Source organism: Mycobacterium sp. NPDC003449 (genome assembly GCF_053588415.1).
In genome coordinates, this window is sequence record NZ_JBSFPX010000021.1 from 34,540 (window position 1) to 55,659 (window position 21,120).

The window sequence follows — 21,120 nt, forward strand, 5'->3', positions numbered from 1 at the left end:
CTCAACATCGACCGGGCTCGCTTTCAGCCGTCGGGTCCTGGCGTGGTTCCGCAACGGGTACAACGACTTTCAGGAGACGTCCGTCAGAATCAACCCTTGCGCGGGGTCACCATGAAGCGTAGAGTAGCACACATGTTCGAATAGAAGTTTTCTCCCCGGGAAGGGGAAACTGAGAGCTTCGCCCGCGCCATGTTCATTGCTGGCTCGATGTTTCTGGGACGCCAGGACCATGTGGGAGCCGTTTTGTTTGCCGCCCCGTCACGCATGCCCTGCGTGCGTGCGCTTGTTGCGAAAGCTGTGGGTAACCAGTTATGGAAGCCTCCGATCTCGATTCCTTCATCAATACGCTCATCGATGAGCTCACGCCGTCGCCGGCACCCGTCGATGACGCTGAACGTTCGTTGTTTCATCTACTGGATGCTCCGCGGCGAGTGATCGATGAGAAGCCCCTGTTGTCGGTCCTGGTCGCCGCGGTCACCGTGCGTAATCTGTCCGATCATGTGATCGCCCAGGCGGTCGCAGCCGCTGAGCGTGCCGGCATCCCGACACGGCAGCGGCTGCGCACCGGGGCACAGTTGCTGACCAGTCTGGGCGTCGCCCCTGGGCCGGCGTATCGAGCGGCGCGGGTCGGGCGCGCCGCACACACCCTGCCCGCCTTGACCCGACAACAACGCCTCGGGGCACTGGACATCGACTTTGTGGATGCGGTCGGCACGGGCGTCAAACACATCGGTGACCGTGTCGAGTTGTCTGACGATGAGCGGGCGCAGGTGGTGCGGACCCTGATGATCCAGACCACCCCGACGGGGGTGAAGACGAAGGCCCGCGAGATCGCGATCGCGAAAACCGCAGCCCGACCATCCCCGGACGGCGAAATGCTGCCGGTCGCCGAGAACACTGACCTCAACGAGATGACGCTGCACCACAACGACGAAGGGCGGGTCACCGCGACCCTGGATCTCGATGCCCTCACCGGCGAAGAACTGTTCGCCGCCCTAGACCCGCTGTGCCGACCCGTCCCCCTGCCCGATGGGTCCCCCGACCCGAGATCGACGGTTCGACGTCGCGCCGACGCGTTCGGACACTTGGTTCGCAGCTACCTGTCGGGTTCGCGACGCCCCACCTCCGGTGGAGTGCTCCCACACGTCACCCTGATCCGACCCGCCACCGCGGCGATGGTGCCAGCTGGGCTGGGCGCAGGAGCGGAGGTGGACATGCTCGGGTTCACCGGGCCGATCAGTACCGCCACGGCAGAACTCATCTCGTGTGACGCCACGCTCGGCACCGTGCTCGTCGACGGGAACGATGCACCGCTGGATGTGGGCCGTACCGAACGGTTGTTCCCACCCCACATCCGTAAAGCATTAGGGATACGCGACCGCGGATGCGCGTTCCCCGGCTGCGGCAGACCCGTGTCCTGGTGCGACGCGCACCACCTCACCCCCTGGAGCACAGGAGGGGCCACCAGCATCGACAACGGTGTCCTGCTGTGTCGTCACCACCACACCGTGATGCACCACAGCGACTGGCAGGTCTACCTCGGCCCCGACCGCCACCCCTGGTTCATCCCACCCCACGACCCAACCGGCCCCGAACCGGAACACCTACGCTCCCACGCGCGACGCACCCTGACCGCCATGCCCACCGCCGCATAACCACTTTTGACGCTCGTGCGAGCGCTTTGACGATCTTTGACAACTCCACAGTGAAAACCGCGCACATGGCGGGCCCGACGGCGACAGAAGCCGCCGGGCCCGCCACGACGAACCACACCAGCCCCATGCCCAGAGACGCAGTCTCAGAACAGGTCTAGCCTCCCCAACTCACAGACGGAGCTCTAATGCGTAGCTCGCCGTTCCTGTGATGACCAGAACTCGGCGAAGGACCGCGGTTCATGGCCGGTCAAACGGGTGACCGCGTCGGTCACGCGGTCCTCGGCGCCCGAGGCGATCAATGCGTCCAAGCCTGCCAGCATCTCGGCGTAGCCGCCGGGTAGCCCGTCCGCGGCGAAGATGGCGCGCATCTCGTCCCGGCTCACCCGCGCGTGCGTGACGGCGCGCCCGCAGACCCGGCCGATGACCGCCGCGACGTCGTCATAGCTCAGGGCTTGCGGTCCCGTCAGGATCGGGTCGGAGTTCAGCGGGACATCGTCGAGCAGGACGCGAGCCGCGACGCGACCGATATCGCGGGCGTCGATAAAGCCGACGCGACCCGAACCGGTCGCGGTCGTGACGACCCGGCGGTCGCGGATGGCGTCCGCGTGCGGATGGCGACCGGAGAAGTTCTGCATGAACCAGCTGGGGCGCAACACCGCCCATTCTCCGAAAGTCTGCGCCACGGTGGCGTGCACCCGGCCTACACCTGGCCCTCCCGCCGCGATCAGTGAACTGCTCAACAGCACAACACGTTTGACACCCGCTGCGCGTGCCTCATCCAGGAACGGCCGCATCGCCGCGTCAGGTTCCGACTCCTGCGACGGCGCGATGACGTACATCCGATCGGCACCGTCGAGTGCGTCGCGGTAGGTCGCGGGGTCATACCAGTCGAACCGGACGCCGCGACTGCCTGCCGGTGCTGCGCCGGATCTGGTCGCGGCGGTGACGCCGGCCCCGGCCGCCGCCAGGGCCTGGCACACGTAGCGCCCGGTGGTCCCCGTCGCACCGATCACCAGCACTGACATGTCCGCCTCCTCGACTACTATGCGGACCAACAGTCCGATTGAATAAGGGGGTTTCGTGGCCGAACGCGCCGACGCCGCACGTAACCGGCAGGCCGTGCTCGACGCCGCGGGCCGGCTGTTCGACGATGCCGCCGACCCGGGCGGCGTGTCCATGGACGACGTGGCCCGCGCCGCGGGCGTCGGCAAAGGGACGTTGTTCCGGCGGTTCGGCGACCGCGCCGGGCTGTTACGTGCCGTCTACGATGCACGCCTGGCCGGCCTGACCGCCCAGATCGACTCCGGCTCTCCCCCGCTGGGCCCCGGCGCGGGCGCCGCCGACCGCATACCCGCGCTGCTCGACGCCATCGTCGACTTCAAGCTCGACAACCGGCGCCTGGCCCTGGCGCTCGAACAAGACCAGTCCGGGGGCGCTGCCACGCTGTACGGGGCGCCGCACTACGTGGCCACCCACCAACTGCTGACCGAACTGCTCACCGAGGTCATCGGCCCCGAGGACGCATCGTGGACCGCATACGCACTCCTGGGCGCCACCCGCATCGATCTCGTGGACTACCTCGTCACCACCGAAAAGGTGTCGAGGCGACGACTCCGAGCGGACCTGAGACGATTCGTCTCACGAGTGCTTGGCGCTAGTCACCGTTCGTGAAATCGGCACCCGGCTGCTGCAGCGCGAGGGGATTCCAGTAGTCCCGATAGATGGCGAAATGCCCATCCCGGACGGTGATTACGGCGATGTAGCTCATATCGTAGGGGTCGCCGGTTTCGACCAGCGTGCCGAGCGCGCGCATCTCGACGATCGCCGTCTCCGGGTCGGCGGTTTCGTGGATGACCAGCTCGGGAATCTCGCGCAGGTCGATGTGGTCGGGATAGCTGCGCATGTAGTCGGCGATGGCCTGCCTGCCCTCCAGGCGCCGGGGCCAACCGTCCGGGGCGAACGGGAATGTCATCAGTCCGCCCTCGGCCCACAAGTCGACCCAGGCGCCAATATTGTTGTCCAGCAGGAGTTGCAGGCTGTGGCGGAACAGGTCTGCCGCAGTGGTCGGTGCGGATTCGGTCGTGGATGTGGTCATCTCGGGCTCCCTCGAAGTTAAACGGACCATCGGTCCGATTGCCCACGATACGGACCAGTAGTCCGCATTGCAACCGGAGGGCGGCTCAGTACAAACGGGCCAGGGCGGAGTCCGCGTCGAATCCGGCGAAGCCGTCCAGCGCGCCGTCGCGCAGCCGGCCGACCCACCCCGGATCGGCGAGCAGGGCCCGCCCGATCGCGACGATGTCGAACTCGCCGGCCCCGAACTCGTCGAGCAACCGACAGACCGGAGCAGGCGGGATGCGCTCCCCATCGCCGAGCCGGAACCTGAACTCGGTGTCCAAACCGACCGACCCGACGGCGATCACCGGCAGCCCGGTCAGCTTCTTGACCCAGCCCGCCATGCTCAGCCGCGGATCGTGATCGGGGAACGCGGGCAGGTAGTGGCGCCGGGTGGACGGGTGCAGCGCGTCGACACCGGCCTCGATCAACGGGGCGAGCAACTCTTCGAGTTCGCCTGGGGCAGCGGCCAGGTGAGCGTCGTAGCGGTTGATCTTCCACTGCGAGAATCGGAGCACGATCGGGAAGCCCGGCCCGACCGCCGCCCGCACCGCGGCCACCACCTCGGCCGGGAACCGGGTGCGTCCCGCGGGAGTGCCGCCGTAACCGTCGGTTCTGAGATTGGTCTCCTCCCAGAGGAACTGATCGATCAGATAGCCGTGCCCGGCATGTATCTCGACGGCGTCGAACCCGGTGTCGCGCGCGTTGCCCGCGGCGAGGGCGTAAACCTCGGCCAGCGCGTCGAGTTCATCGGTGCGCAACGCCCGCCCGACCGGTCTGCCCGCGACGTCGATACCCGAGGGGCTGACCGGTTCCCGACCGCCCCTGGCGCCGTCGATGACGTCGTGTTGGGAACCCTCATGCCACAGTTGGGCGGCGATGGCGCCTCCCGCGGCGTGCACCGCATCGGTCACCGCACGCCAACTCCGCAGCACCTCGACACCGTCGATCATCGGGACACTGTCCGGCCCGGCCGCCGGATGCGGGATCCGGATGCCCTCGGTGATGATGAGCCCGGTTCCGCCGGCCGCGCGGCGGGCGTAATAGGGCGCCACGTCCGGGCCCGGCACACCGGCAGGCGATGCGAACCTGGTCATCGGGGCCATCGCGAACCGGTTCGGCAGGGTCAGGTCACCGATCGTCACCGGTGTGAACAGGGCGTGCAGCCGCGGGTCGTCCATGAGCCCGATATTGCGGGGAATGCCCCAGGGGTGGACCATGTTGTGCAAACTTTGAACGGTCTGGATCGGGGCCGTCGAGGAGGGACGATGGGATCGGCGTCGACGCTTACGGCTTGGGAGCGGTTCCAGTCGGGAGCATCGGTAGAGGCCCGCGCCGAGATTCTGGATTCGTGGCGGCGGTCCCGCCGCAACGGTGTCGATCCGGACCGGCTGGAGCTCACCCACACCGAGATCGACGACGAATCCCCGTTTTTGCGCATCGGCGGACGCGTGATGGAAAAGATGGCCGACCTGCTGGTCGGGAACTCGACGTCACTGGCACTGGCCGACGACGGCGGTACGGTGGCGTGGCGATGGGATTCCGAACGCTCGGTGGCCCGCTGCCTCGACCATGTGGATTTCGGGCCCGGCTCCCGGGTGGATGAGCCGTTGGCGGGCACCAACGGCATCGGGATCGCGACGACGACCAACCGCGTCGCGCTGGTCGTCGGCGCCGAACACTACAAGCAGCCGTGGCACTCGTGGGCGTGTGCGGCGGCGCCCGTCGTGGATCCGATCACCCGCCGCATCGTGGGATCGGTCAACGTGGCGTGCCGCGCCGAGGATGCCAATCATCTCCTGCTCGTGGCGGTCCGGGCACTGGTGAGCGGCGTCGAGACGGCGCTCGGCGAGGCCGCCACCGCCCGGCAGCGGCGGCTGCTCGACGCCCATATGTCGTTGTCCTCGACCACGTCCGGCGCGGTCGTCACGGTCGACGGCCACACCATGATAGTCGCGGACTCGGCGGCCGGCCTGAACCTGGACCGGGCCGAGCTGTGGGCGATCGTTCGGGAATCCGGCATCGGCACAACCGAAGTCGCGTTGAACGACGAACTGCATGCCCGCATCTATCCGGTCTCGGCGGGGCGCATCGACGACGGTGCGGTGCTCGTGGTCCGTCGCGGATTGCCGCGCGGCCTGCCGGTCGCCGCGCCGGCGCCGCTGCCGAACCTCACGCCTCTCGAGGAGGCCGAACGCAAGGTCATCGCCGACACCCTCGCCGAGTGCGGCGGCAACAAGACCGAGGTCGCGACCCGGCTGGGGCTGTCCCGCGGCACGCTCTACGAGCGGCTGCGGCGCTACCGCCTCAGCTAGCTCAGCAGGTCACGGCTTCGGGGTGGACCGTCCCCACCCGGTGTCGCGGGTGCTCTCCTCCAACAGCGGGATCACCCGGTACGGCAGCGGCGTGGTGAGACACAGCGTGGTGGCCGAATGCACCACACCGGGGATCGCGACGATGCGTTCGATCAGCTCCTGCAGCTCGGCCTGCGTCACGGTGGCGACCCGGACCAGCAGATCCTCGCGCCCGGTGGTGGCGTGCACCTCGAGTACCTGGGCGATGTCGGCGAGGTGCTCGACGACGGCCGAAAGCCGAACCTGGTTGGTTTCCAGGGCGATAAGGGCCTGCACCGGGAATCCGGCTTCGGCCAGATCGAACTGCGGCCGGTAGCCGGTCACCAGACCCGCCTCCTCCAGCCGGCGTACCCGCGACTGCACGGTATTACGAGACACGCCCAGCGCCGACGACAACTCGACCACGCCGGTGCGGGCGTCGGCCGTCAGCCTGCGCAGGATCTCCACGTCGAGCCGGTCGATACTGAGCATTCTTCTCACCTCACTGTGTGACGCAGGCCACCAGCTGACCGGTTCGCCATGTTGATGCGTAATCAGTTGACCCGACTGTATCCCAGCCGGAGGCTTTGAGATACGACGCGATCACTCCTGGAGGTGCATCCACCATGACCGACCTGGCCGACGCCCGGACCGCATCAGCCCCGTCCGACCTCGACGCCCGCTACCGGACCTCGTCCGGACCGGTGCTGATGACCGGTGTGCAGGCGATCGCGCGGCAGCTGGTCGAACAGCACGAGCGGGACCGGCGGGCCGGGCGGCGGGTGGCCACGTTCGTCTCGGGATATCCGGGCAGCCCGCTGGCCGGCCTCGACAAACTGCTGGGCGGCATCGGTGACATCGCCGCGCAACACGACATCCGTCTGGCGCACGGCATGAACGAGGAACTCGCCGCGACCGCGGTGTGGGGCAGTCAGCTGGAGCTGCCGAAAGGCAGGCGCACACACGACGGCGTGGTGGGTGTCTGGTACGGCAAGGGGCCGGGCCTGGACCGGGCCTCCGACGCGCTGCGGCACGCCGCCATGTACGGCGCCCATCCGACCGGTGGCGCACTGGTCTACGTCGGCGACGACCCCGCGGCCAAATCCTCGACCCTGCCCGCCGCCAGCGAGCGGTCCCTCGCGGCGTTGTCGATGCCGATCCTGTTTCCCCGCAACGCGGAAGAGGTCATCGCGTTCGGGCTGTACGGCGTGGCGCTGTCGCGGGCATCGGGATGCTGGCCCGCGATGAAACTGGTCGCCGACGTCGCCGACGGTCTGTGGACCTTGGACCGCGACTTCGCCGGCTTCGACATCACGGTGCCCTCGATCGAATGGGAGTCCCGGCCCTGGACCTACCGCCAGCGGATCCTGGCGTCACCGCCCGACAGCCTGCTGGCCGAAGCCGATCTGTACGGCCCGCGGTGGGCCATGGTCCAGGCCTTCAACGCGGCCAACCCGGTCGACGCCATCGAGGTCGATCCAACCGAGGCCTGGCTGGGTATCGTCGCGGTCGGCACCGCCTACGACTCGGTGCGCCAGGCCCTCACCGACCTCGGCCTGGCCGAGGCGGATCTGTTGGCCGCGGGCATCCGCATCCTGCGGGTCGGCATGCCCTACCCGCTGGGCGCCGGGAAGGTCCGCGCGCTGGCCGCCGGGGTCGAGCAGCTGCTCGTGGTGGAGGATAAGACCGCATTCGTCGAAACCCAGGTGAAAGACGTTCTCTACGGGCAGGATCGCGCGCCGACGGTGCTCGGTAAGACGGATCATGCTGGGCGCCCGCTCATCCCCGCCGACGGCGAGTTGACCGCGGCCCGCCTCGCCGCGCCGCTGCGCAGGATCCTCGCCGGGCGCGTGCGGGTCAGCGCACCGCTGCCCCCCGCGCTGTCGTTGAGCGTGCTGCCCACCAAACGCACCGCGTACTTCTGCTCCGGCTGCCCGCACAACCGCTCGACCGCGGTGCCCGCCGGATCGCTGGCCGGCGGCGGCATCGGCTGCCACACCCTGGTCACCATGTCCTCGCGCACCGATTCGCAGGTCACCGGCCTCACCCAGATGGGCGGTGAGGGTGCCCAGTGGATCGGGCAGGCGCCCTACACCGACGTCGAGCACATCTTCCAGAATGTCGGGGACGGCACCTACTTTCATTCCGGTCAGCTCGCCGTGCAGGCCAATATCGCTGCGGGGACCAACATCACCTACAAGCTCCTGTACAACTCGGCGGTCGCGATGACCGGGGCCCAGGACCCCGAGGCGGCGCTGTCCGTCCCGGCCCTGACCCACAAACTCGCCGCCGAAGGCGTCGCGCGGATCATCGTGTGCGCCGAGGAACCCGAAAGGCACCGCCGCGCGTCGTTCGCGGACGGTGTCGAGGTGTGGCACCGGGACCGGCTCGACGAGGCGCAGCGGCTGCTGCGCGAGGTCAAGGGCGTCACGGTGCTGATCTATGACCAGCAGTGCGCCGCCGAGGCGCGCCGCAAACGCAAGCGCGGCAGCCTGCCGACGCGCCGCACCCGCGTGGTGATCAACGAGGCGGTCTGCGAAGGATGCGGGGACTGCGGCGTCAAGAGCAACTGCCTGTCCGTGCAGCCCGTCGACACCGAATTCGGCCGCAAGACCCGCATCGACCAGACGACCTGCAACACCGACTACTCGTGCCTCGACGGCCAGTGCCCGTCGTTCGTGACCGTCGAAATACCGGAGATCCCTTCGGATTCGGCGCGGCCACTGCCCACTCCCCCGCTGGTCGCCGAACCCGATATCCGCCCGATCGCCCAGACCTACAACGTGTTCCTCGCCGGTGTCGGCGGCACCGGCATCGTCACGGTCAACCAGGTGCTCGGTGTGGCCGCACTGCGGACCGGCCTGCACGTCGACGGGCTCGACCAGACCGGGCTCAGCCAGAAGGCCGGACCGGTCACCTCGCATCTGCGGCTGAGCGGCAGTCAGGTGGAGCCCGCGAACCGGATCAGCCCCGAAGACGCCGACTGTGTGCTGGCGTTCGACCTGCTGACGTTCGCCGACTCCAGGAATCTGGTGTACGGCAACGCGTTACGGACTGTCACCATCGCCTCGACCAGCCGGACCGCGACCGGCGAGATGGTCTACGACGGTGCGGTGGCCTACCCGCAGGAGCACGACCTGCTCGACCGCGCCGGCACCAGGGCCCGCCGGGTTGTCGCGTTCGATGCGCTCGCGGCGGCGCAGGCCCTGTTCGCCAGCACCGCGCCGGCCAACTTCCTGCTCGTCGGCGCCGCCTACCAGGCGGGTGCGCTGCCCATACCGGCCGAGGAGATCGAGGCGGCCATCGCCGTCAACGGTGTGGCGGTGGCGGCCAACCAGGCGGCGTTCCGGTGGGGCCGGGTCGCCGTCGCCGACCGCGGGGCGTTTGACGAGGCCTCGGCCTCGGCCAAGGCACCACACCGTAGCGATACGGCCGTCCCGCACCATCTCTTGTCGTCCTCACCGGTCGCCGGGCCGACCCGGGAGATCCTGGAGCGGCGCGCCGCGCAGCTGGTCGCGTACCAAGGCGATCGGATCGCCGCCCGCTACATCGCGGTGGTGGGCGCGGCGTGGCAGCGGGAGCGGGCCGTCACCGACCGCACCGACTTCTCGTCGGCGGTCGCCACCGGTCTGCACAAGCTCATGGCCTGTAAGGACGAGTACGAGGTCGCCCGCATGCTGACCGATCCGGCGTTCGCCCGGGCCGTCGAGGCCGACGTTCCCGGCGGGGCGAAGCTCACCTACATGCTGCATCCGCCGACTTTGCGGGCGCTCGGGCGCGACAAGAAGATCGGCTTCGGCCCGCGAACCCACGGCGTGCTCAAGCTTTTGGCCAAGGGCAGGTTCCTGCGCGGCACACCGTTCGACGTGTTCGGCTATGCACCCCTACGTCGGCTCGAGCGCGCCCTGGCCGGCCACTACGAAGCCATGGTCGGCGATCTGTGCTCGACGCTGACGGTGGACTCCCTCGACACCGCCGTGCAGGCCGCATCGGCACCCGACGTGGTGCGAGGCTACGAGGACGTCAAGCTGCGGAATGTTCAGACCTACATCACCCGGCTCAACGCGCTGGGTATCGATACGACATCGCTGCGGCGTCAGCCGTCGATGTGGGTCGGCGGGTCGGCGAAGGTGAAATCCCACGGCGGATAGTCATGGCCGGGCCCCATCAGATCGCAACGCTTGACGGGCACCAGGTGCGAGCTGAACCCACTGGGCACATAACCCCACGTTCCCACGCACCGTTGCCAGGTGCCGTCGGGCTGGACCGGGTCGTCGCACTTGCTGATGACCGGTCCCCCGTACTGGCAGCCGGCGCTGGCGGGCGGCGCCGAGACGATCAGCCCTGCGGCCATCAGCGCGACGGCCAATCCTGAAACGACGCAGATTTTCATGGGGGTTCTCCCGTCGACAGCGCCCAGCAGTCAGTGACGCTACTGCTTGCGCACCTGGCCGGTGCCGGGTTTGAGATCGCGCCGCGACGCCGGCGGTGCCGCCTGGCTATGGTCTGGGTATGCCGATAACCCTGATCAATTCCGAGAAGCTGCCGGAAGTCGATCTCTACCATCAGGTTTCGATCGCCACCGGCTCGAAGCTGATCGTCATGGCCGGGCAGGTCGCCCGCGATGCCGACGGCGGCAAGGTCGGCGAAGGCGACTTCGCCGCCCAGGTCGAGCAGTGTTACCTCAACGTCGGTGCAGCGCTGGCCGAACCGGATCTGCTGGTCGAGATCGAGGCGACGGCGGTGCTCGGGTAGCACCGAATTAGAACGTGTTTCAGAAACCCGCCCGCCGGTGGGTCCGACGCTGCTACGGTGGCGGCCGGTAGGCGAACGGAGCACACGTGATTCTGGACAGATTCCGCTTGGACGACAAGGTCGCGGTGGTGACCGGCGCGGGCCGCGGCCTCGGTGCCGCGATCGCCGTGGCATTCGCCGAAGCCGGTGCGGACGTGGTCATCGCGTCTCGCACCCAGGCTCAGCTGGATGAGGTCGCCGGCCAGGTCCAGGCGGCCGGGCGGCGCGCCCACGTGGTGGTCGCCGACCTCGCCCACCCGGAGGCCACGGCCGAACTTGCCGCCGCCGCGACCGAGGCGTTCGGGAAACTAGATGTCGTCGTCAACAACGTCGGCGGCACCATGCCGGCCCCGCTCGTCAACACCTCGACCAAGGATCTGCGCGACGCCTTCACGTTCAACGTGTCGACCGCGCATGCCCTGACCGCGGCGGCCGTCCCGCTCATGCTCGAGCACTCCGGCGGCGGCAGCATCATCAACATCACCTCGACCATGGGCCGGCTCGCCGGCCGCGGATTCGTCGCCTACGGCACCGCGAAGGCCGCCCTCGCGCACTACACCCGGCTGGCCGCCCTCGATCTGTGCCCGCGCATCCGGGTCAACGCCATCGCGCCCGGGTCCATCCTCACCTCGGCGCTGGACGTCGTGGCCTCCAACGACGCCCTGCGCGAACCGATGGAAAAGGCCACCCCGATGCGGCGCCTCGGCGATCCGGAGGACATCGCGGCCGCCGCCGTCTATCTGGCCTCCCCCGCGGGCAGCTATCTGACCGGCAAGACCCTCGAGGTCGACGGCGGCCTGACCATGCCCAACCTCGACCTACCCATCCCCGACCTGTAAGGAACCCATGACGATCAAAGTCGCCGCCATCGGAACCGGCAACGTCGGCAGGCATGCGCTGACCCAACTCATCAACGACCCGGCCTACGAGCTCACCGCGGTGTGGGTGTCCTCACCGGAGAAAGCCGGAAAGGACGCCGGAGACCTTGCCGGACTGGAGGTTTCGACCGGAATCAAGGCCACCGACGACCTCGGTGAGGTGCTGGCCACCCACCCCGACTGCGCGGTCTACACCGCGATGGCCGACAACCGGCTGCCCGATGCGCTGGAGGATTACCGGCGCATCCTGGCCGCGGGCGTCAACGTGGTCGGTAGCTCGGCGGTGTTCCTGCAGTACCCGTGGCAGGTGCTGCCCGCCGAGCTGGTCGAGCCGATCGAGGCGGCGGCCAAAGAAGGAGGCTCGAGCCTGTTCGTCAACGGTATCGATCCCGGCTTCGCCAATGACCTTCTGCCCCTTGCCCTGGCCGGGACGTGCCAGCAGGTCGAGCAGATCCGATGCATGGAAATCGTCGACTACGCCACCTATGACAGCCCGACGGTGATGTTCGACGTGATGGGGTTCGGCGGGCCGGTCGACGAGACCCCGATGCTGCTGCAGCCGGGGGTCCTCAGCCTGGCGTGGGGTTCGGTGGTCCGCCAGCTCGCCGCTGGTCTGGGCATCGAACTCGACGAGGTGACCGAGGAGCACACCCGGATTCCGGCACCCGAGGACTTCGACATCGCGGCCGGGCACATCCGGAAGGGCACCGCCGCGGCGCTGCGGTTCGAGGTGCGCGGGATGCTCGACGGCAAACCGGCGGTGGTGCTCGAACACGTCACCCGGCTGCGCGATGACCTGTGCCCGGACTGGCCACAGCCCGCGCAGGAGGGCGGCTCCTACCGCATCGAGCTGACCGGCGAACCGTCCTACGCCCTGGACCTGTGCCTGAGCAGCCCGAACGGGGACCACAACCACGCCGGTCTGGTGTCCACCGCGGCCCGGGTGGTCAATGCGATTCCCGCCGTCGTCGCCGCGGCTCCTGGTATCCGGACCACACTGGATTTGCCCCTGGTCACCGGTAAAGGGTTGTACGCTGCCGGTTAAACGCCGGAAGGATCTTCTGATGCCGTCACGTCTCACCACGCTCGCCGGATTCCTCGCCATCGGAGGCGCTTCCACCGCGATCGCGCTGGCGCCCCTGGCCGCGGCCGAGCCGCCGCCCAACCCCCTGCTCCCGAAGTGCGAAGTGACCGGCGGCAGCTCCGTCGAGGGCGGGCAGACCACCGATTGCGCCAGTGAGGGCAATGTGCAGATCGACTCGACGCCGCCCGAGCCTGGGTACGGCATGTTCCCGTGGGACGACGAGTTCTTCATCCTCTGACTTCCTCTGAGACAACCGATTCGACGTAGACTGACTCCAGCGATCGGAGTCGGTCATGTCCAATATTCTTCGGTGCCTGGCAGCGTCACTGGCGGTGTCAGGCATCGTTTCGCTCAGCGTTCTCTTCGGCGCGCCCCCGGCGGCCGCGGCGCCCCAGTGCACCAACACCACACCCACCACCACGCAATGCCAGACCAAGGGCAGCACCGCGATCGTGACATCGCCGCCCGCGATCAACTACGGCCCGTGGTACGGCTGGGGCATCGGCGGAGTTGTGCTCGGCTGGTGAGGACTCGCGGCTAGCACCACCGCAAGGTTTCGGCTAACCTAACTTTCCTATTCGACTCACCGGATAGGAAAGTGGATGAGTTTGTTGGACACCCGGACCAGGCCGAGTTGGCTGCTGCTCGGACCCGCCTTCGTCGCGGCGATCGCCTACGTCGACCCCGGAAACGTCGCCGCGAACATCAGTGCGGGCGCCCAGTTCGGCTTCCTGCTGGTCTGGGTCATCGTCGTCGCCAACGTCATGGCCGGCCTGGTGCAGTATCTGTCCGCCAAACTCGGCCTGGTCACCGGCCGTTCCCTGCCCGAGTCCGTCGCCGACCACACCCGCACACCGGGCCGCATCGCCTACTGGCTGCAGGCCGAATTGGTCGCCATGGCAACCGATCTCGCCGAGGTGGTCGGCGGGGCGATCGCCCTGTACCTCCTGTTCGATCTGCCGCTGCTGATCGGCGGCATCGTCACCGGCGCGGTCTCGCTGGTGCTGCTGGCGGTGCAGAACCGGCGCGGGCAGCAGGTGTTCGAGCGGGTGATCACCGGCCTGCTGCTGGTCATCGCCATCGGATTTCTCACCAGCCTGTTCGTCGAGACGCCGCCCGCCGCCGCGGTCGCCGAGGGCCTGATCCCCCGCTTCGACGGCGCCGAGAGCATCCTGCTGGCCACCGCCATGCTGGGCGCGACGGTCATGCCGCACGCGGTCTACCTGCACTCCGGGCTGGCCCGGGACCGGCACGGCCACCCCGATGCCGGACCCCGGCGGCGCCTGCTGCTGCGGGTGACCCGGTTCGACGTCGGCCTGGCCATGCTGGTGGCGGGCGCGGTGAACCTGTCGATGGTGCTGGTGGCCGCGACCAACCTGCAGGGCCGGGACAACACCGACTCGATCGAGGGTGCGCACGCCGCGGTCCGCGACACCCTCGGCCCCGTCGTCGCGTTGCTGTTCGCGATCGGCCTGCTGGCGTCCGGGCTCGCCTCGACGTCGGTCGGCGCGTATGCCGGGGCGATGATCATGCAGGGCCTGTTGAAGCGCAGCTATCCACTCCTGCTGCGCCGGCTGGTCACCCTGATCCCGGCGTTGGTCATTCTCGGGATCGGTGTCGATCCGAGCCGGGCCCTGGTGTTATCGCAGGTGGTGCTGTCGTTCGGCATCCCGTTCGCGCTGATCCCGCTGATCCGGCTGACCAGTGACCGCACGTTGATGGGTGGCGACGTCAACCACCGCCTGACCACGGCGCTTGGCTGGCTGGTGGCCGCGGTGATTAGTGTGCTGAACGTGGTGCTGATCTATCTGACCGTCACGGGCTGAATGCTGCACACCTACTTCGCCTACGGCTCGAATCTGTGCGTGACACAGATGGCCGGCCGCTGCCCGGGCGCGGTCGATCCGCGACCGGCCCGCTTGGACGGCCATGACTGGCTGATCAACCAGCGCGGGGTGGCCACCATCGAACCGTTCGACGGATCCCAGGTGCACGGGGTGCTCTGGCGGGTGACCGACCAGGACCTGGCGGCCCTCGACCGTGCCGAAGGGGTGCCGGTGCGCTACCGGCGCGACCGGCTGACCGTGCACACCGCCGACGGGCCCGCCCCCGCATGGGTCTACATCGACCACCGGGTCGATCCCGGACCGCCCCGGCCCGGCTACCTGGAACGGATCCTCGACGGCGCGATGCATCACGACCTGCCGCACCGCTGGATCGAGTTCCTGCGGCGCTGGGATCCGATGAGCTGGCCGCAGCGCGCGACCACTCCCGATTCGGCTGCACCACAATCACTGTCGGAGCTACTCCAGCACCCGGGCGTCACCGAAACCAGCGTGCAGCGCTCCCGGTTCGGGTTCATGGCGATCCACGGCGGCGGGCTGGAACAGATGACCGATGTGATCGCCGAACGCGCGGCCCAGGCATCGGATGCGTCCCTGTACGTGCTGCGCCATCCCGAGGACTACCCGCACCATCTGCCGTCGGCGCGTTATCGGCCGCAGGAATCGGACCGCCTCGCGGTATTCTTGGACCACGTGGACGCGGCGGTGTCGCTGCACGGCTACGGCCGGATCGGCCGGGGCACACAGTTGTTGGCCGGCGGGTGCAACCGGGTACTGGCCGAGCACGTCGCGGGCCATATCGCCATACCCGGCTATCACGTCGTCACCGATCTGGCCGCGATACCCCGCGAGCTGCGCGGCCAACATCCCGACAACCCGGTCAACCGGGCCGGCGGGGTCCAGCTCGAGCTGCCCTCCCGGGTGCGCGGGCTCAGCCCGCGCAGCCCGCTGCCAGGCGAGGACGGCCTCTCCCCGGTCACGTCGGCGCTGGTCGCCGGACTGGCCTCGGCGGCACGCAGTTGGGCACTACCGTTGGGCCGGTGACGAACACCTTCCGCTTCGGTATCAGCCTGCATTCAGCCGAATCCCAAGCCCAGGTCGCCGAGGTGGCCCGGCGCGCCGAGGATCTCGGCTACGACGTCCTCGACGTGCCGGATCATCTCGGTGCCCCCGCGCCGTTCCCGACCCTGATGACCGCCGCGAATGCGACCAGCACCCTGCGGATCGGGACGTTCGTGCTCAACGCGTGCTTCTACAAGCCGGCGCTGCTGGGCCGCGACGTCGCGGCGGTGCGCGACCTGTCCGGAGGCCGACTCGACCTCGGACTCGGCGCGGGCTATGTGCGCGAGGAGTTCGAGGCCGCCGAACTGCCCTTCCCCGGCGCCCGCGAACGCATCGACTATCTGCGCCACGTCACCGACTACCTGCGCGAGCACGTGCCCGGCGTGCCGATCCTGATCGCCGGCAACGGCGACCGGCTGCTGACCGTGGCCGCCGAGACCGCCGACATCATCGGGCTCACCGGCGGTGACGGTGTGCCCGACGGCGACCGCGACCCGATGGCCGAACGGATCACCTTCGTATGCAACGCCGCCGGGGACCGGTTCGCCGGGCTGGAACTCAACATCGCCATCACCGCGATCCCCGCGCCCGGGTCGGAGATGCCGAACCTGTCGCTGCCCCGGCGGTTTCTGCCCGATCACACCGACGAGCAGCTGCTGCGCCACCCGGGTGTGCTGTCCGGGTCGGTATCGGCCATGGCCGACCGGTTGCGCGGGCTGCGCGAGCACTACGGGGTCAGCTACTTCATCGTGCAGCAGCCGCATATCGACACCTTCGCCAAGGTGATCGCCGAGCTGCGCTAGCGGTCGGGCCAGACCCGCGCCAGCCGGTCGGTGTCCGCGCCGGTCCCCACACTGATCCGGATGCCGTGCCCTGGGTAGGGCTTGACCAGCACTACGGCCTGGGGACGACCGACACCGACGCCGGCACGTCGGCCGGGAATCCGGCCAGTCGGTGTGGGTGAGTGAGCCTCCGGTCGGCGAGTTCGGCGTGCAGACCACGACCAACGATGTGGCCGGGGTGATAGCCCGGCGTACCGCGGCCAGGTCGACGGCGCCGTCGCCGAACCGCAGCGCGGTGGGTGTGACGGACAGGCCGCGCGAGGGCGCGAGTGGGAGGAAGGCGTCGAAACTCGGCCAGGGCAGCACGAGTTCGCTGCCGGCCGCCACGGTGAACGCGCGGGCAATGACGTCGATGCTGCCCGCGCCCGTCACCAACCGATCGGGGCCGATCGACCAGTGTTCGGCCAGTTCCGCACGCAGCAGCCGGCCGTCGGCGCTCGGATATCTGCTCGGATCGGCCAGGCCGCGCAGCGCCGCACCGAGCACCGCCGTCGACCCGGGGCGACGCACCTCGTTACGGTGCGCCTCGACCGTCGTGGACACCGCCGCTAGCCGCCCGAATTTCGTAGCGCGCTGTTCATCGCGGCGCTTATCGTTGCCCCACCATGGACGACGAGCAGGTGTCCACATGCCAATGGCGGCTCACGCTGACCCTCGTCGTGATCGCCGTCGCGCTCGCCCTCTCAGCCCTGGTCATCGAGTTCCCCGACCGTCACATGTGGGCGACCACCCTGCAGCTCGTCAGCGCCCTGATCGCCGTCGCTGGCTTCGCCTACGCCTATGTGCGCGCCCGCTACGACAGGTCGCTCGGAGGACAGATCATTGTGTGGGGCAAACAGTTCGGCGCGGAGCTGTGGCGCCAACTTCGGCGCAAACCGAAGATCAACGTCCTGCAGCCGGGACCCGCACAGGTGACCTATGGTGGGGGGACTCCGAGGGTGACGGCTACCGACAACTTTGTTCTCAACCCGAACGGGCCCGTCGACGAGGTGGCCACCAGCTCCGAGCAGGCCGCCGAGGGTGCGATCAGGCACATCCAAGACGAGATCGCGGCCCTGTCCGCGCAGCTCGATAGCCAGCAGGTCCTCGACCTCCGCTGGGCGATTGGGGGTCTGTTGATCACGGTGGTGGGCATCGCCTTGAGCCACTGATACGACGCCGGCGACCCTGGTTCCGATTTCGGATCGGTTAATGGACTGAAAAATGGACGAAAATCACCCCAAGTAGTGCGAATATGCAGTTCAATGGCATCGTTTTCGCGTTAATATTTGGCGTATGCCCCGGCCTGAGCAGTACTCGTTCATCAGCTTTGAGTTCGACGCTGGGCGGCGGTTGACTCCGGCGATGTGGCTCGACCTCGGTGAGGCGATGAGCAAGTGTCAGCATTTGGCGGGAGTGCCTTTGAAGCCAGCCAAGGCGGAGATCATGGGTTCGGTCTATTTGGCGCGGGGTGTGCAGGCCACCACCGCCATAGAGGGCAACACCCTCACTGAGACCGAGGTGGAGCTGATCGTTGAGAAGGGCAGCGCCAACGTCGGCGAATCACGGCTCTACCAGGAGCGTGAGGTTCAGAATGTGCTCGGCGCGATCCGGGACATCGACGGGGCGTTGCGGGCGGGCAAACGGCTGCCGATCACCCGGAAACGGTTGGAGCAGCTTAATTTGCAGATTCTCGACGGCATCCCTGATGAGCCCGAGGTGGTGCCGGGCCGGCTGCGTGAGCACAACGTGAGTGTCGGCAAGTACCGCGCGCCGCAGTGGCAGGACGTGCCTGAGTTGGTGGATCAGTTCGTGCGTTGGCTTGCTGAACTGCGCGCCGCGGTCACCCCGGAATCTCCTGTGCGGGAACGGTTTATCAACGCCGTTCTTGCCGCGATGCTCGCGCATCTGTACATCGCGTGGATTCACCCGTTCGGCAACGGCAACGGACGCCTTGCCCGCCTGGTCGAGGTGCAGATCCTTTCGGAGTCCGGTGTGGTGCCCATCGTGGCCACCAACCTGCTGTCGGACTTCTACAACAAGACCCGCGACCACGGGTATTACCGCAATCTCGACGCTGCCCAGCGCGATGCGATGGCGTTTATCGGTTACGCGCTCGGTGGATTCTTGGATGAGTTGCGCGACCAGATCGAGGTTGTGAAGGCTGAGAACGTTCAAATTCATTGGGAAAGCTATGTTTACGACGTATTCCGCAAAGAGATGCCGGACACGGAGACGCGGACTCGGCAACGTGAACTTGCGCTCGCAATGCCCGAGGGTGTGTGGATCACCGCCAAAGAGGCGACCGACATCAACACCACGCTGGCCCGGTTTTACGCCAAAGTGGGGGATCGGACCCCCACCCGGGACCTCAACGACCTGACGAGGCTGAACCTCGCTGAGAGGGATGGTCGTCGGTACCGGGTCAATCGCAGCGTGATTCGGGCGTTCATTCCACCGATCTGGGAGGCCCCGCAGAAGCAATCTCTTGAGGGTGTGCTGGCGGATCGACCGCCGATGGATGACGGTCCGACGTTGTTCGATGAGTAGCAGCCCTAGCCTAGAAATTTCATGGTTTCGGGGTTGGTGACGGCGTGTGATACACGGAAGTGCCTGTCCTGCAGAGGATTCTTGGGATTGCTGAAGTCTCAAGTTCCGCTGTCAGGAAGGCACTCCGTAGGTGAAGCGTAACGCGGTTGGCGGTTTGATCGTGGATCATGCCCGCGAGTCGTTGGTGACATCGTCGGGCTCGTTGATGATGCTCGAGGCTATCCGGATCACAGGCCTGCGGCAGGCCCTATCGACTGCCTTGGCGCCGTGGTGCGGGAGGCGGGCGCGTCATGATCCGGGCAAGGCGCTCCTCGATCTCGCGATCACACTGGCGTTGGGCGGCGACTGCCTGTCCGACCTGGCCGCGGTGCGTGCTCAGTACGACCTGTTCGGCGCGGTGGCATCCGATCCGACGGTGTCGCGGCTGTTCGCGACGTTGAGCGTCGACGAGCACACCACCGATCGCGTGGTCGCGGCGTTGCGTGCCAGCAGGGCTTCGGCGCGTCAACGGGCCTGGTCACGGGCTCGGCCGCTGGCGGGAACACCGGGAACCCGCGATGGCGGGCAGGTCATCGTGGATATCGACGCGACATTGGTGACCGCGCATTCCGACAAACAGGGAGCCCAGCCCACGTACAAGAAGTCCTACGGGTTCGCGCCGATGTGTGCCTTCGTCGACCACGGCCAGTACGGCACCGGGGAAACCCTCGCGCTGGATCTGCGTCCCGGCAAGGCCTCACCGTTCAACAGCGCCGACCACATCGCCACGCTCTCGGCGGCGTTGGCGCAGCTGCCCGACGGTGAACGGACCCAGGTGCTGGTGCGGGCCGATGCCGGTGGTGCGTCCAAGGCGTTGCTGCACCACATCACCGATGCGGGACTGCAGTACTCCATCGGCTTTCCCGCCCAGGGTCCGGTACAGGCCGCCGTCCGCACGGTTCCCGAGCACGCCTGGGTCGCCGCCCTCGACAGCGACGGCGCACCACGTGAGGGCGCCCAGGTCGCCGAGCTCACCCGGTGGATGCCCACCCCGGTCAAACCCACCCGCTCACCGGCCAGGTACGGCCCCCAGGAGTGGCCGAACGACATGCGCGTGATCGCTCGTCGCGAACGTCCACACCCCGGCGCCCAACTACGACTGACTGATCACAACGGCTGGCGCATCACGTGTTTCGTAACGAACACCCGCGGCACCGGATGGACGCTGCCCACTCTGGAAGTCCGCTACCGCCAACGCGCCCGCGCCGAAGACCGCATCCGCTGCCTCAAAGACACCGGCCTGCGCAACCTGCCCTTCCACAGCTATCAGGCCAACCGCATATGGCTCGAAGTCGTCGCCATGGCCGCTGATCTCATCACCTGGACACAGACCCTGGCCTTCGATGAACACCACCCGGCCCGCAAGTGGGAACCCAAACGCGTCCGCTTTCGCCTGCTGGCCGTGGCCGGCCGCATCATCCACACCGGCCGCAGGAGAAGACTCCGGCTGCCCCGAGGCTGGCCTTGGAACCACCTCATCGACACCGGCTGGATTCGTCTGCGCATCGCCTGAAACTGACTCGCACAACACTATTCGAGGACGGAGAACCGGCGATCACAGCGCCGGCGGCCACCCCTGCCACGGCAACGACGACGCACAAACAACACCGCCGATCAGACCCACAACCCACTCATGAAATTTCTAGGCTAGGGCGTGTCTCATAACCGTTTGAGCCGGGCCACGATGGCGTCGAGGACGATGCCGCCTCGGTAGTTGAGGTTGTGTTTGTCGTAGCGGGTGGCGATACCGCGCCATTGTTTGCACCGTTGGAATCCCAACCAGAACACCCTAACCTCGCGCAGTCACACTGGCACCTCATGCCGCAGCAACCACGCTGACCGCACGGCACCACCCCGCCGACGTAGCTGGTCCGAGGTGCCTAGCCTCGATTTTTCGCCGGGGTTGGCGATGGCGTGCTGCGGTCGCGTGGTGGGCGTGTATAGA

Annotated in this window: 21 protein-coding genes and 2 pseudogenes; 15 read left to right on the top strand and 8 right to left on the bottom strand. The window is 67.8% G+C overall.

What is annotated here, in order from left to right; all coding sequences use genetic code 11:
• Positions 1–89 precede the first annotated feature (89 nt).
• Complete coding sequence (locus ACWDTP_RS08760) at positions 90–410, bottom strand: hypothetical protein (RefSeq protein WP_450018600.1); 321 nt, start codon at positions 408–410, stop codon at positions 90–92.
• A 21-nt stretch (positions 411–431) separates the two neighbouring features.
• On the opposite strand from ACWDTP_RS08760, the gene ACWDTP_RS08765 reads away from it, so the two are divergent.
• Positions 432–1,655 carry a DUF222 domain-containing protein gene (locus tag ACWDTP_RS08765; protein WP_450018602.1) on the top strand — a complete coding sequence of 408 codons (1,224 nt, stop codon included), beginning with the start codon at positions 432–434 and terminating at the stop codon, positions 1,653–1,655.
• 182 nt (positions 1,656–1,837) lie between these two features.
• Here the strand turns inward: ACWDTP_RS08765 and ACWDTP_RS08770 are convergent, their stop codons facing one another.
• Positions 1,838–2,680, bottom strand: coding sequence for an NmrA family NAD(P)-binding protein (locus ACWDTP_RS08770; protein WP_450018604.1), 843 nt, complete (start codon positions 2,678–2,680; stop codon positions 1,838–1,840).
• Between the two features lie 55 nt (positions 2,681–2,735).
• Between ACWDTP_RS08770 and ACWDTP_RS08775 the strand changes: the two genes are divergently transcribed.
• Positions 2,736–3,326 (top strand): TetR/AcrR family transcriptional regulator, encoded by a 591-nt coding sequence (locus ACWDTP_RS08775; RefSeq protein ID WP_450018606.1) that lies wholly within the window; start codon positions 2,736–2,738, stop codon positions 3,324–3,326.
• Here ACWDTP_RS08775 and ACWDTP_RS08780 read toward each other — a convergent pair.
• Both ACWDTP_RS08780 and ACWDTP_RS08785 read right to left on the bottom strand, forming a co-directional pair.
• Complete coding sequence (locus ACWDTP_RS08780; protein WP_450018608.1) at positions 3,310–3,750, bottom strand: nuclear transport factor 2 family protein; 441 nt, start codon at positions 3,748–3,750, stop codon at positions 3,310–3,312. The genes ACWDTP_RS08775 and ACWDTP_RS08780 overlap by 17 nt on opposite strands.
• 85 nt (positions 3,751–3,835) lie before the next feature.
• On the bottom strand, positions 3,836–4,951 hold the full coding sequence (locus ACWDTP_RS08785; protein WP_450018641.1) for an oxidoreductase: 1,116 nt from the start codon (positions 4,949–4,951) through the stop codon (positions 3,836–3,838).
• An 87-nt stretch (positions 4,952–5,038) separates the two neighbouring features.
• Between ACWDTP_RS08785 and ACWDTP_RS08790 the strand changes: the two genes are divergently transcribed.
• Complete coding sequence (locus tag ACWDTP_RS08790) at positions 5,039–6,085, top strand: helix-turn-helix domain-containing protein (RefSeq protein WP_450018610.1); 1,047 nt, start codon at positions 5,039–5,041, stop codon at positions 6,083–6,085.
• A gap of 9 nt (positions 6,086–6,094) precedes the next feature.
• Here ACWDTP_RS08790 and ACWDTP_RS08795 read toward each other — a convergent pair whose 3' ends face one another.
• Entirely contained in the window at positions 6,095–6,595 is a 501-nt protein-coding gene (locus ACWDTP_RS08795) for an Lrp/AsnC family transcriptional regulator (protein ID WP_450018612.1), read from the bottom strand.
• A gap of 134 nt (positions 6,596–6,729) precedes the next feature.
• Between ACWDTP_RS08795 and ACWDTP_RS08800 the strand changes: the two genes are divergently transcribed.
• Positions 6,730–10,254: an indolepyruvate ferredoxin oxidoreductase family protein gene (locus ACWDTP_RS08800; protein WP_450018614.1), complete on the top strand. Its 3,525-nt coding sequence runs from the start codon at positions 6,730–6,732 to the stop codon at positions 10,252–10,254.
• Here the strand turns inward: ACWDTP_RS08800 and ACWDTP_RS08805 are convergent.
• Positions 10,200–10,496, bottom strand: a complete 297-nt coding sequence (locus ACWDTP_RS08805) for a CDGP domain-containing protein (protein WP_450018616.1) — start codon at positions 10,494–10,496, stop codon at positions 10,200–10,202. The genes ACWDTP_RS08800 and ACWDTP_RS08805 overlap by 55 nt on opposite strands.
• Positions 10,497–10,615: 119 nt before the next feature.
• Between ACWDTP_RS08805 and ACWDTP_RS08810 the strand changes: the two genes are divergently transcribed.
• The 8 genes from ACWDTP_RS08810 (at position 10,616) to ACWDTP_RS08845 (ending at position 16,568) form a co-directional block, all read left to right on the top strand.
• Complete coding sequence (locus tag ACWDTP_RS08810; RefSeq protein WP_450018618.1) at positions 10,616–10,858, top strand: RidA family protein; 243 nt, start codon at positions 10,616–10,618, stop codon at positions 10,856–10,858.
• 86 nt (positions 10,859–10,944) lie between these two features.
• The gene (locus tag ACWDTP_RS08815) at positions 10,945–11,736 is read left to right on the top strand and encodes an SDR family oxidoreductase (RefSeq protein ID WP_450018620.1); all 792 of its coding nucleotides are present in this window, start codon (positions 10,945–10,947) and stop codon (positions 11,734–11,736) included.
• Between the two features lie 7 nt (positions 11,737–11,743).
• The gene (locus ACWDTP_RS08820) at positions 11,744–12,820 is read left to right on the top strand and encodes an NAD(P)H-dependent amine dehydrogenase family protein (protein WP_450018622.1); all 1,077 of its coding nucleotides are present in this window, start codon (positions 11,744–11,746) and stop codon (positions 12,818–12,820) included.
• 19 nt (positions 12,821–12,839) lie between these two features.
• Positions 12,840–13,097, top strand: a complete 258-nt coding sequence (locus ACWDTP_RS08825; protein ID WP_450018624.1) for a hypothetical protein — start codon at positions 12,840–12,842, stop codon at positions 13,095–13,097.
• 55 nt (positions 13,098–13,152) lie between these two features.
• Positions 13,153–13,386 carry a hypothetical protein gene (locus ACWDTP_RS08830; RefSeq protein ID WP_450018625.1) on the top strand — a complete coding sequence of 78 codons (234 nt, stop codon included), beginning with the start codon at positions 13,153–13,155 and terminating at the stop codon, positions 13,384–13,386.
• A gap of 75 nt (positions 13,387–13,461) precedes the next feature.
• Positions 13,462–14,685 carry an Nramp family divalent metal transporter gene (locus ACWDTP_RS08835; RefSeq protein ID WP_450018627.1) on the top strand — a complete coding sequence of 408 codons (1,224 nt, stop codon included), beginning with the start codon at positions 13,462–13,464 and terminating at the stop codon, positions 14,683–14,685.
• Positions 14,686–15,747, top strand: coding sequence for a poly-gamma-glutamate hydrolase family protein (locus ACWDTP_RS08840; RefSeq protein ID WP_450018629.1), 1,062 nt, complete (start codon positions 14,686–14,688; stop codon positions 15,745–15,747). It abuts the gene before it with no gap.
• The gene (locus ACWDTP_RS08845; RefSeq protein ID WP_450018631.1) at positions 15,744–16,568 is read left to right on the top strand and encodes an LLM class F420-dependent oxidoreductase; all 825 of its coding nucleotides are present in this window, start codon (positions 15,744–15,746) and stop codon (positions 16,566–16,568) included. The genes ACWDTP_RS08840 and ACWDTP_RS08845 overlap by 4 nt, the downstream gene beginning before the upstream one ends.
• 153 nt (positions 16,569–16,721) lie before the next feature.
• Here ACWDTP_RS08845 and ACWDTP_RS08850 read toward each other — a convergent pair.
• Positions 16,722–17,237: pseudogene (locus ACWDTP_RS08850) on the bottom strand (aminotransferase class I/II-fold pyridoxal phosphate-dependent enzyme); the annotation flags it as partial.
• Here ACWDTP_RS08850 and ACWDTP_RS08855 point away from each other — a divergent pair.
• The 3 genes from ACWDTP_RS08855 to ACWDTP_RS08865 all read left to right on the top strand — a co-directional run bounded on the left by ACWDTP_RS08855 (position 17,213) and on the right by ACWDTP_RS08865 (position 20,688).
• Complete coding sequence (locus tag ACWDTP_RS08855; RefSeq protein WP_450018633.1) at positions 17,213–17,758, top strand: hypothetical protein; 546 nt, start codon at positions 17,213–17,215, stop codon at positions 17,756–17,758. The pseudogene ACWDTP_RS08850 and the gene ACWDTP_RS08855 overlap by 25 nt on opposite strands.
• A gap of 124 nt (positions 17,759–17,882) precedes the next feature.
• Positions 17,883–19,136, top strand: a complete 1,254-nt coding sequence (locus ACWDTP_RS08860; RefSeq protein WP_450018635.1) for a Fic family protein — start codon at positions 17,883–17,885, stop codon at positions 19,134–19,136.
• A 130-nt stretch (positions 19,137–19,266) separates the two neighbouring features.
• Positions 19,267–20,688 (top strand): IS1380 family transposase, encoded by a 1,422-nt coding sequence (locus ACWDTP_RS08865; protein WP_450018637.1) that lies wholly within the window; start codon positions 19,267–19,269, stop codon positions 20,686–20,688.
• A 146-nt stretch (positions 20,689–20,834) separates the two neighbouring features.
• Here ACWDTP_RS08865 and ACWDTP_RS08870 read toward each other — a convergent pair.
• A pseudogene (locus tag ACWDTP_RS08870) lies at positions 20,835–20,951 on the bottom strand (IS5/IS1182 family transposase); the annotation flags it as partial.
• Positions 20,952–21,120 lie beyond the last annotated feature (169 nt).

Bases quoted from the DNA above. Each gene is read 5' to 3' on its own strand.
- ACWDTP_RS08760 (WP_450018600.1), bottom strand. From the start codon at position 410: ATGAAACAACGAACGTTCAGCGTCATCGACGGGTGCCGGCGACGGCGT.
- ACWDTP_RS08770 (WP_450018604.1), bottom strand. From the start codon at position 2,680: ATGTCAGTGCTGGTGATCGGTGCGACGGGGACCACCGGGCGCTACGTG.
- ACWDTP_RS08780 (WP_450018608.1), bottom strand. From the start codon at position 3,750: ATGACCACATCCACGACCGAATCCGCACCGACCACTGCGGCAGACCTG.
- ACWDTP_RS08785 (WP_450018641.1), bottom strand. From the start codon at position 4,951: ATGGACGACCCGCGGCTGCACGCCCTGTTCACACCGGTGACGATCGGT.
- ACWDTP_RS08790 (WP_450018610.1), top strand. From the start codon at position 5,039: ATGGGATCGGCGTCGACGCTTACGGCTTGGGAGCGGTTCCAGTCGGGA.
- ACWDTP_RS08795 (WP_450018612.1), bottom strand. From the start codon at position 6,595: ATGCTCAGTATCGACCGGCTCGACGTGGAGATCCTGCGCAGGCTGACG.
- ACWDTP_RS08800 (WP_450018614.1), top strand. From the start codon at position 6,730: ATGACCGACCTGGCCGACGCCCGGACCGCATCAGCCCCGTCCGACCTC.
- ACWDTP_RS08805 (WP_450018616.1), bottom strand. From the start codon at position 10,496: ATGAAAATCTGCGTCGTTTCAGGATTGGCCGTCGCGCTGATGGCCGCA.
- ACWDTP_RS08810 (WP_450018618.1), top strand. From the start codon at position 10,616: ATGCCGATAACCCTGATCAATTCCGAGAAGCTGCCGGAAGTCGATCTC.
- ACWDTP_RS08820 (WP_450018622.1), top strand. From the start codon at position 11,744: ATGACGATCAAAGTCGCCGCCATCGGAACCGGCAACGTCGGCAGGCAT.
- ACWDTP_RS08825 (WP_450018624.1), top strand. From the start codon at position 12,840: ATGCCGTCACGTCTCACCACGCTCGCCGGATTCCTCGCCATCGGAGGC.
- ACWDTP_RS08830 (WP_450018625.1), top strand. From the start codon at position 13,153: ATGTCCAATATTCTTCGGTGCCTGGCAGCGTCACTGGCGGTGTCAGGC.
- ACWDTP_RS08835 (WP_450018627.1), top strand. From the start codon at position 13,462: ATGAGTTTGTTGGACACCCGGACCAGGCCGAGTTGGCTGCTGCTCGGA.
- ACWDTP_RS08840 (WP_450018629.1), top strand. From the start codon at position 14,686: ATGCTGCACACCTACTTCGCCTACGGCTCGAATCTGTGCGTGACACAG.
- ACWDTP_RS08855 (WP_450018633.1), top strand. From the start codon at position 17,213: ATGGACGACGAGCAGGTGTCCACATGCCAATGGCGGCTCACGCTGACC.
- ACWDTP_RS08860 (WP_450018635.1), top strand. From the start codon at position 17,883: ATGCCCCGGCCTGAGCAGTACTCGTTCATCAGCTTTGAGTTCGACGCT.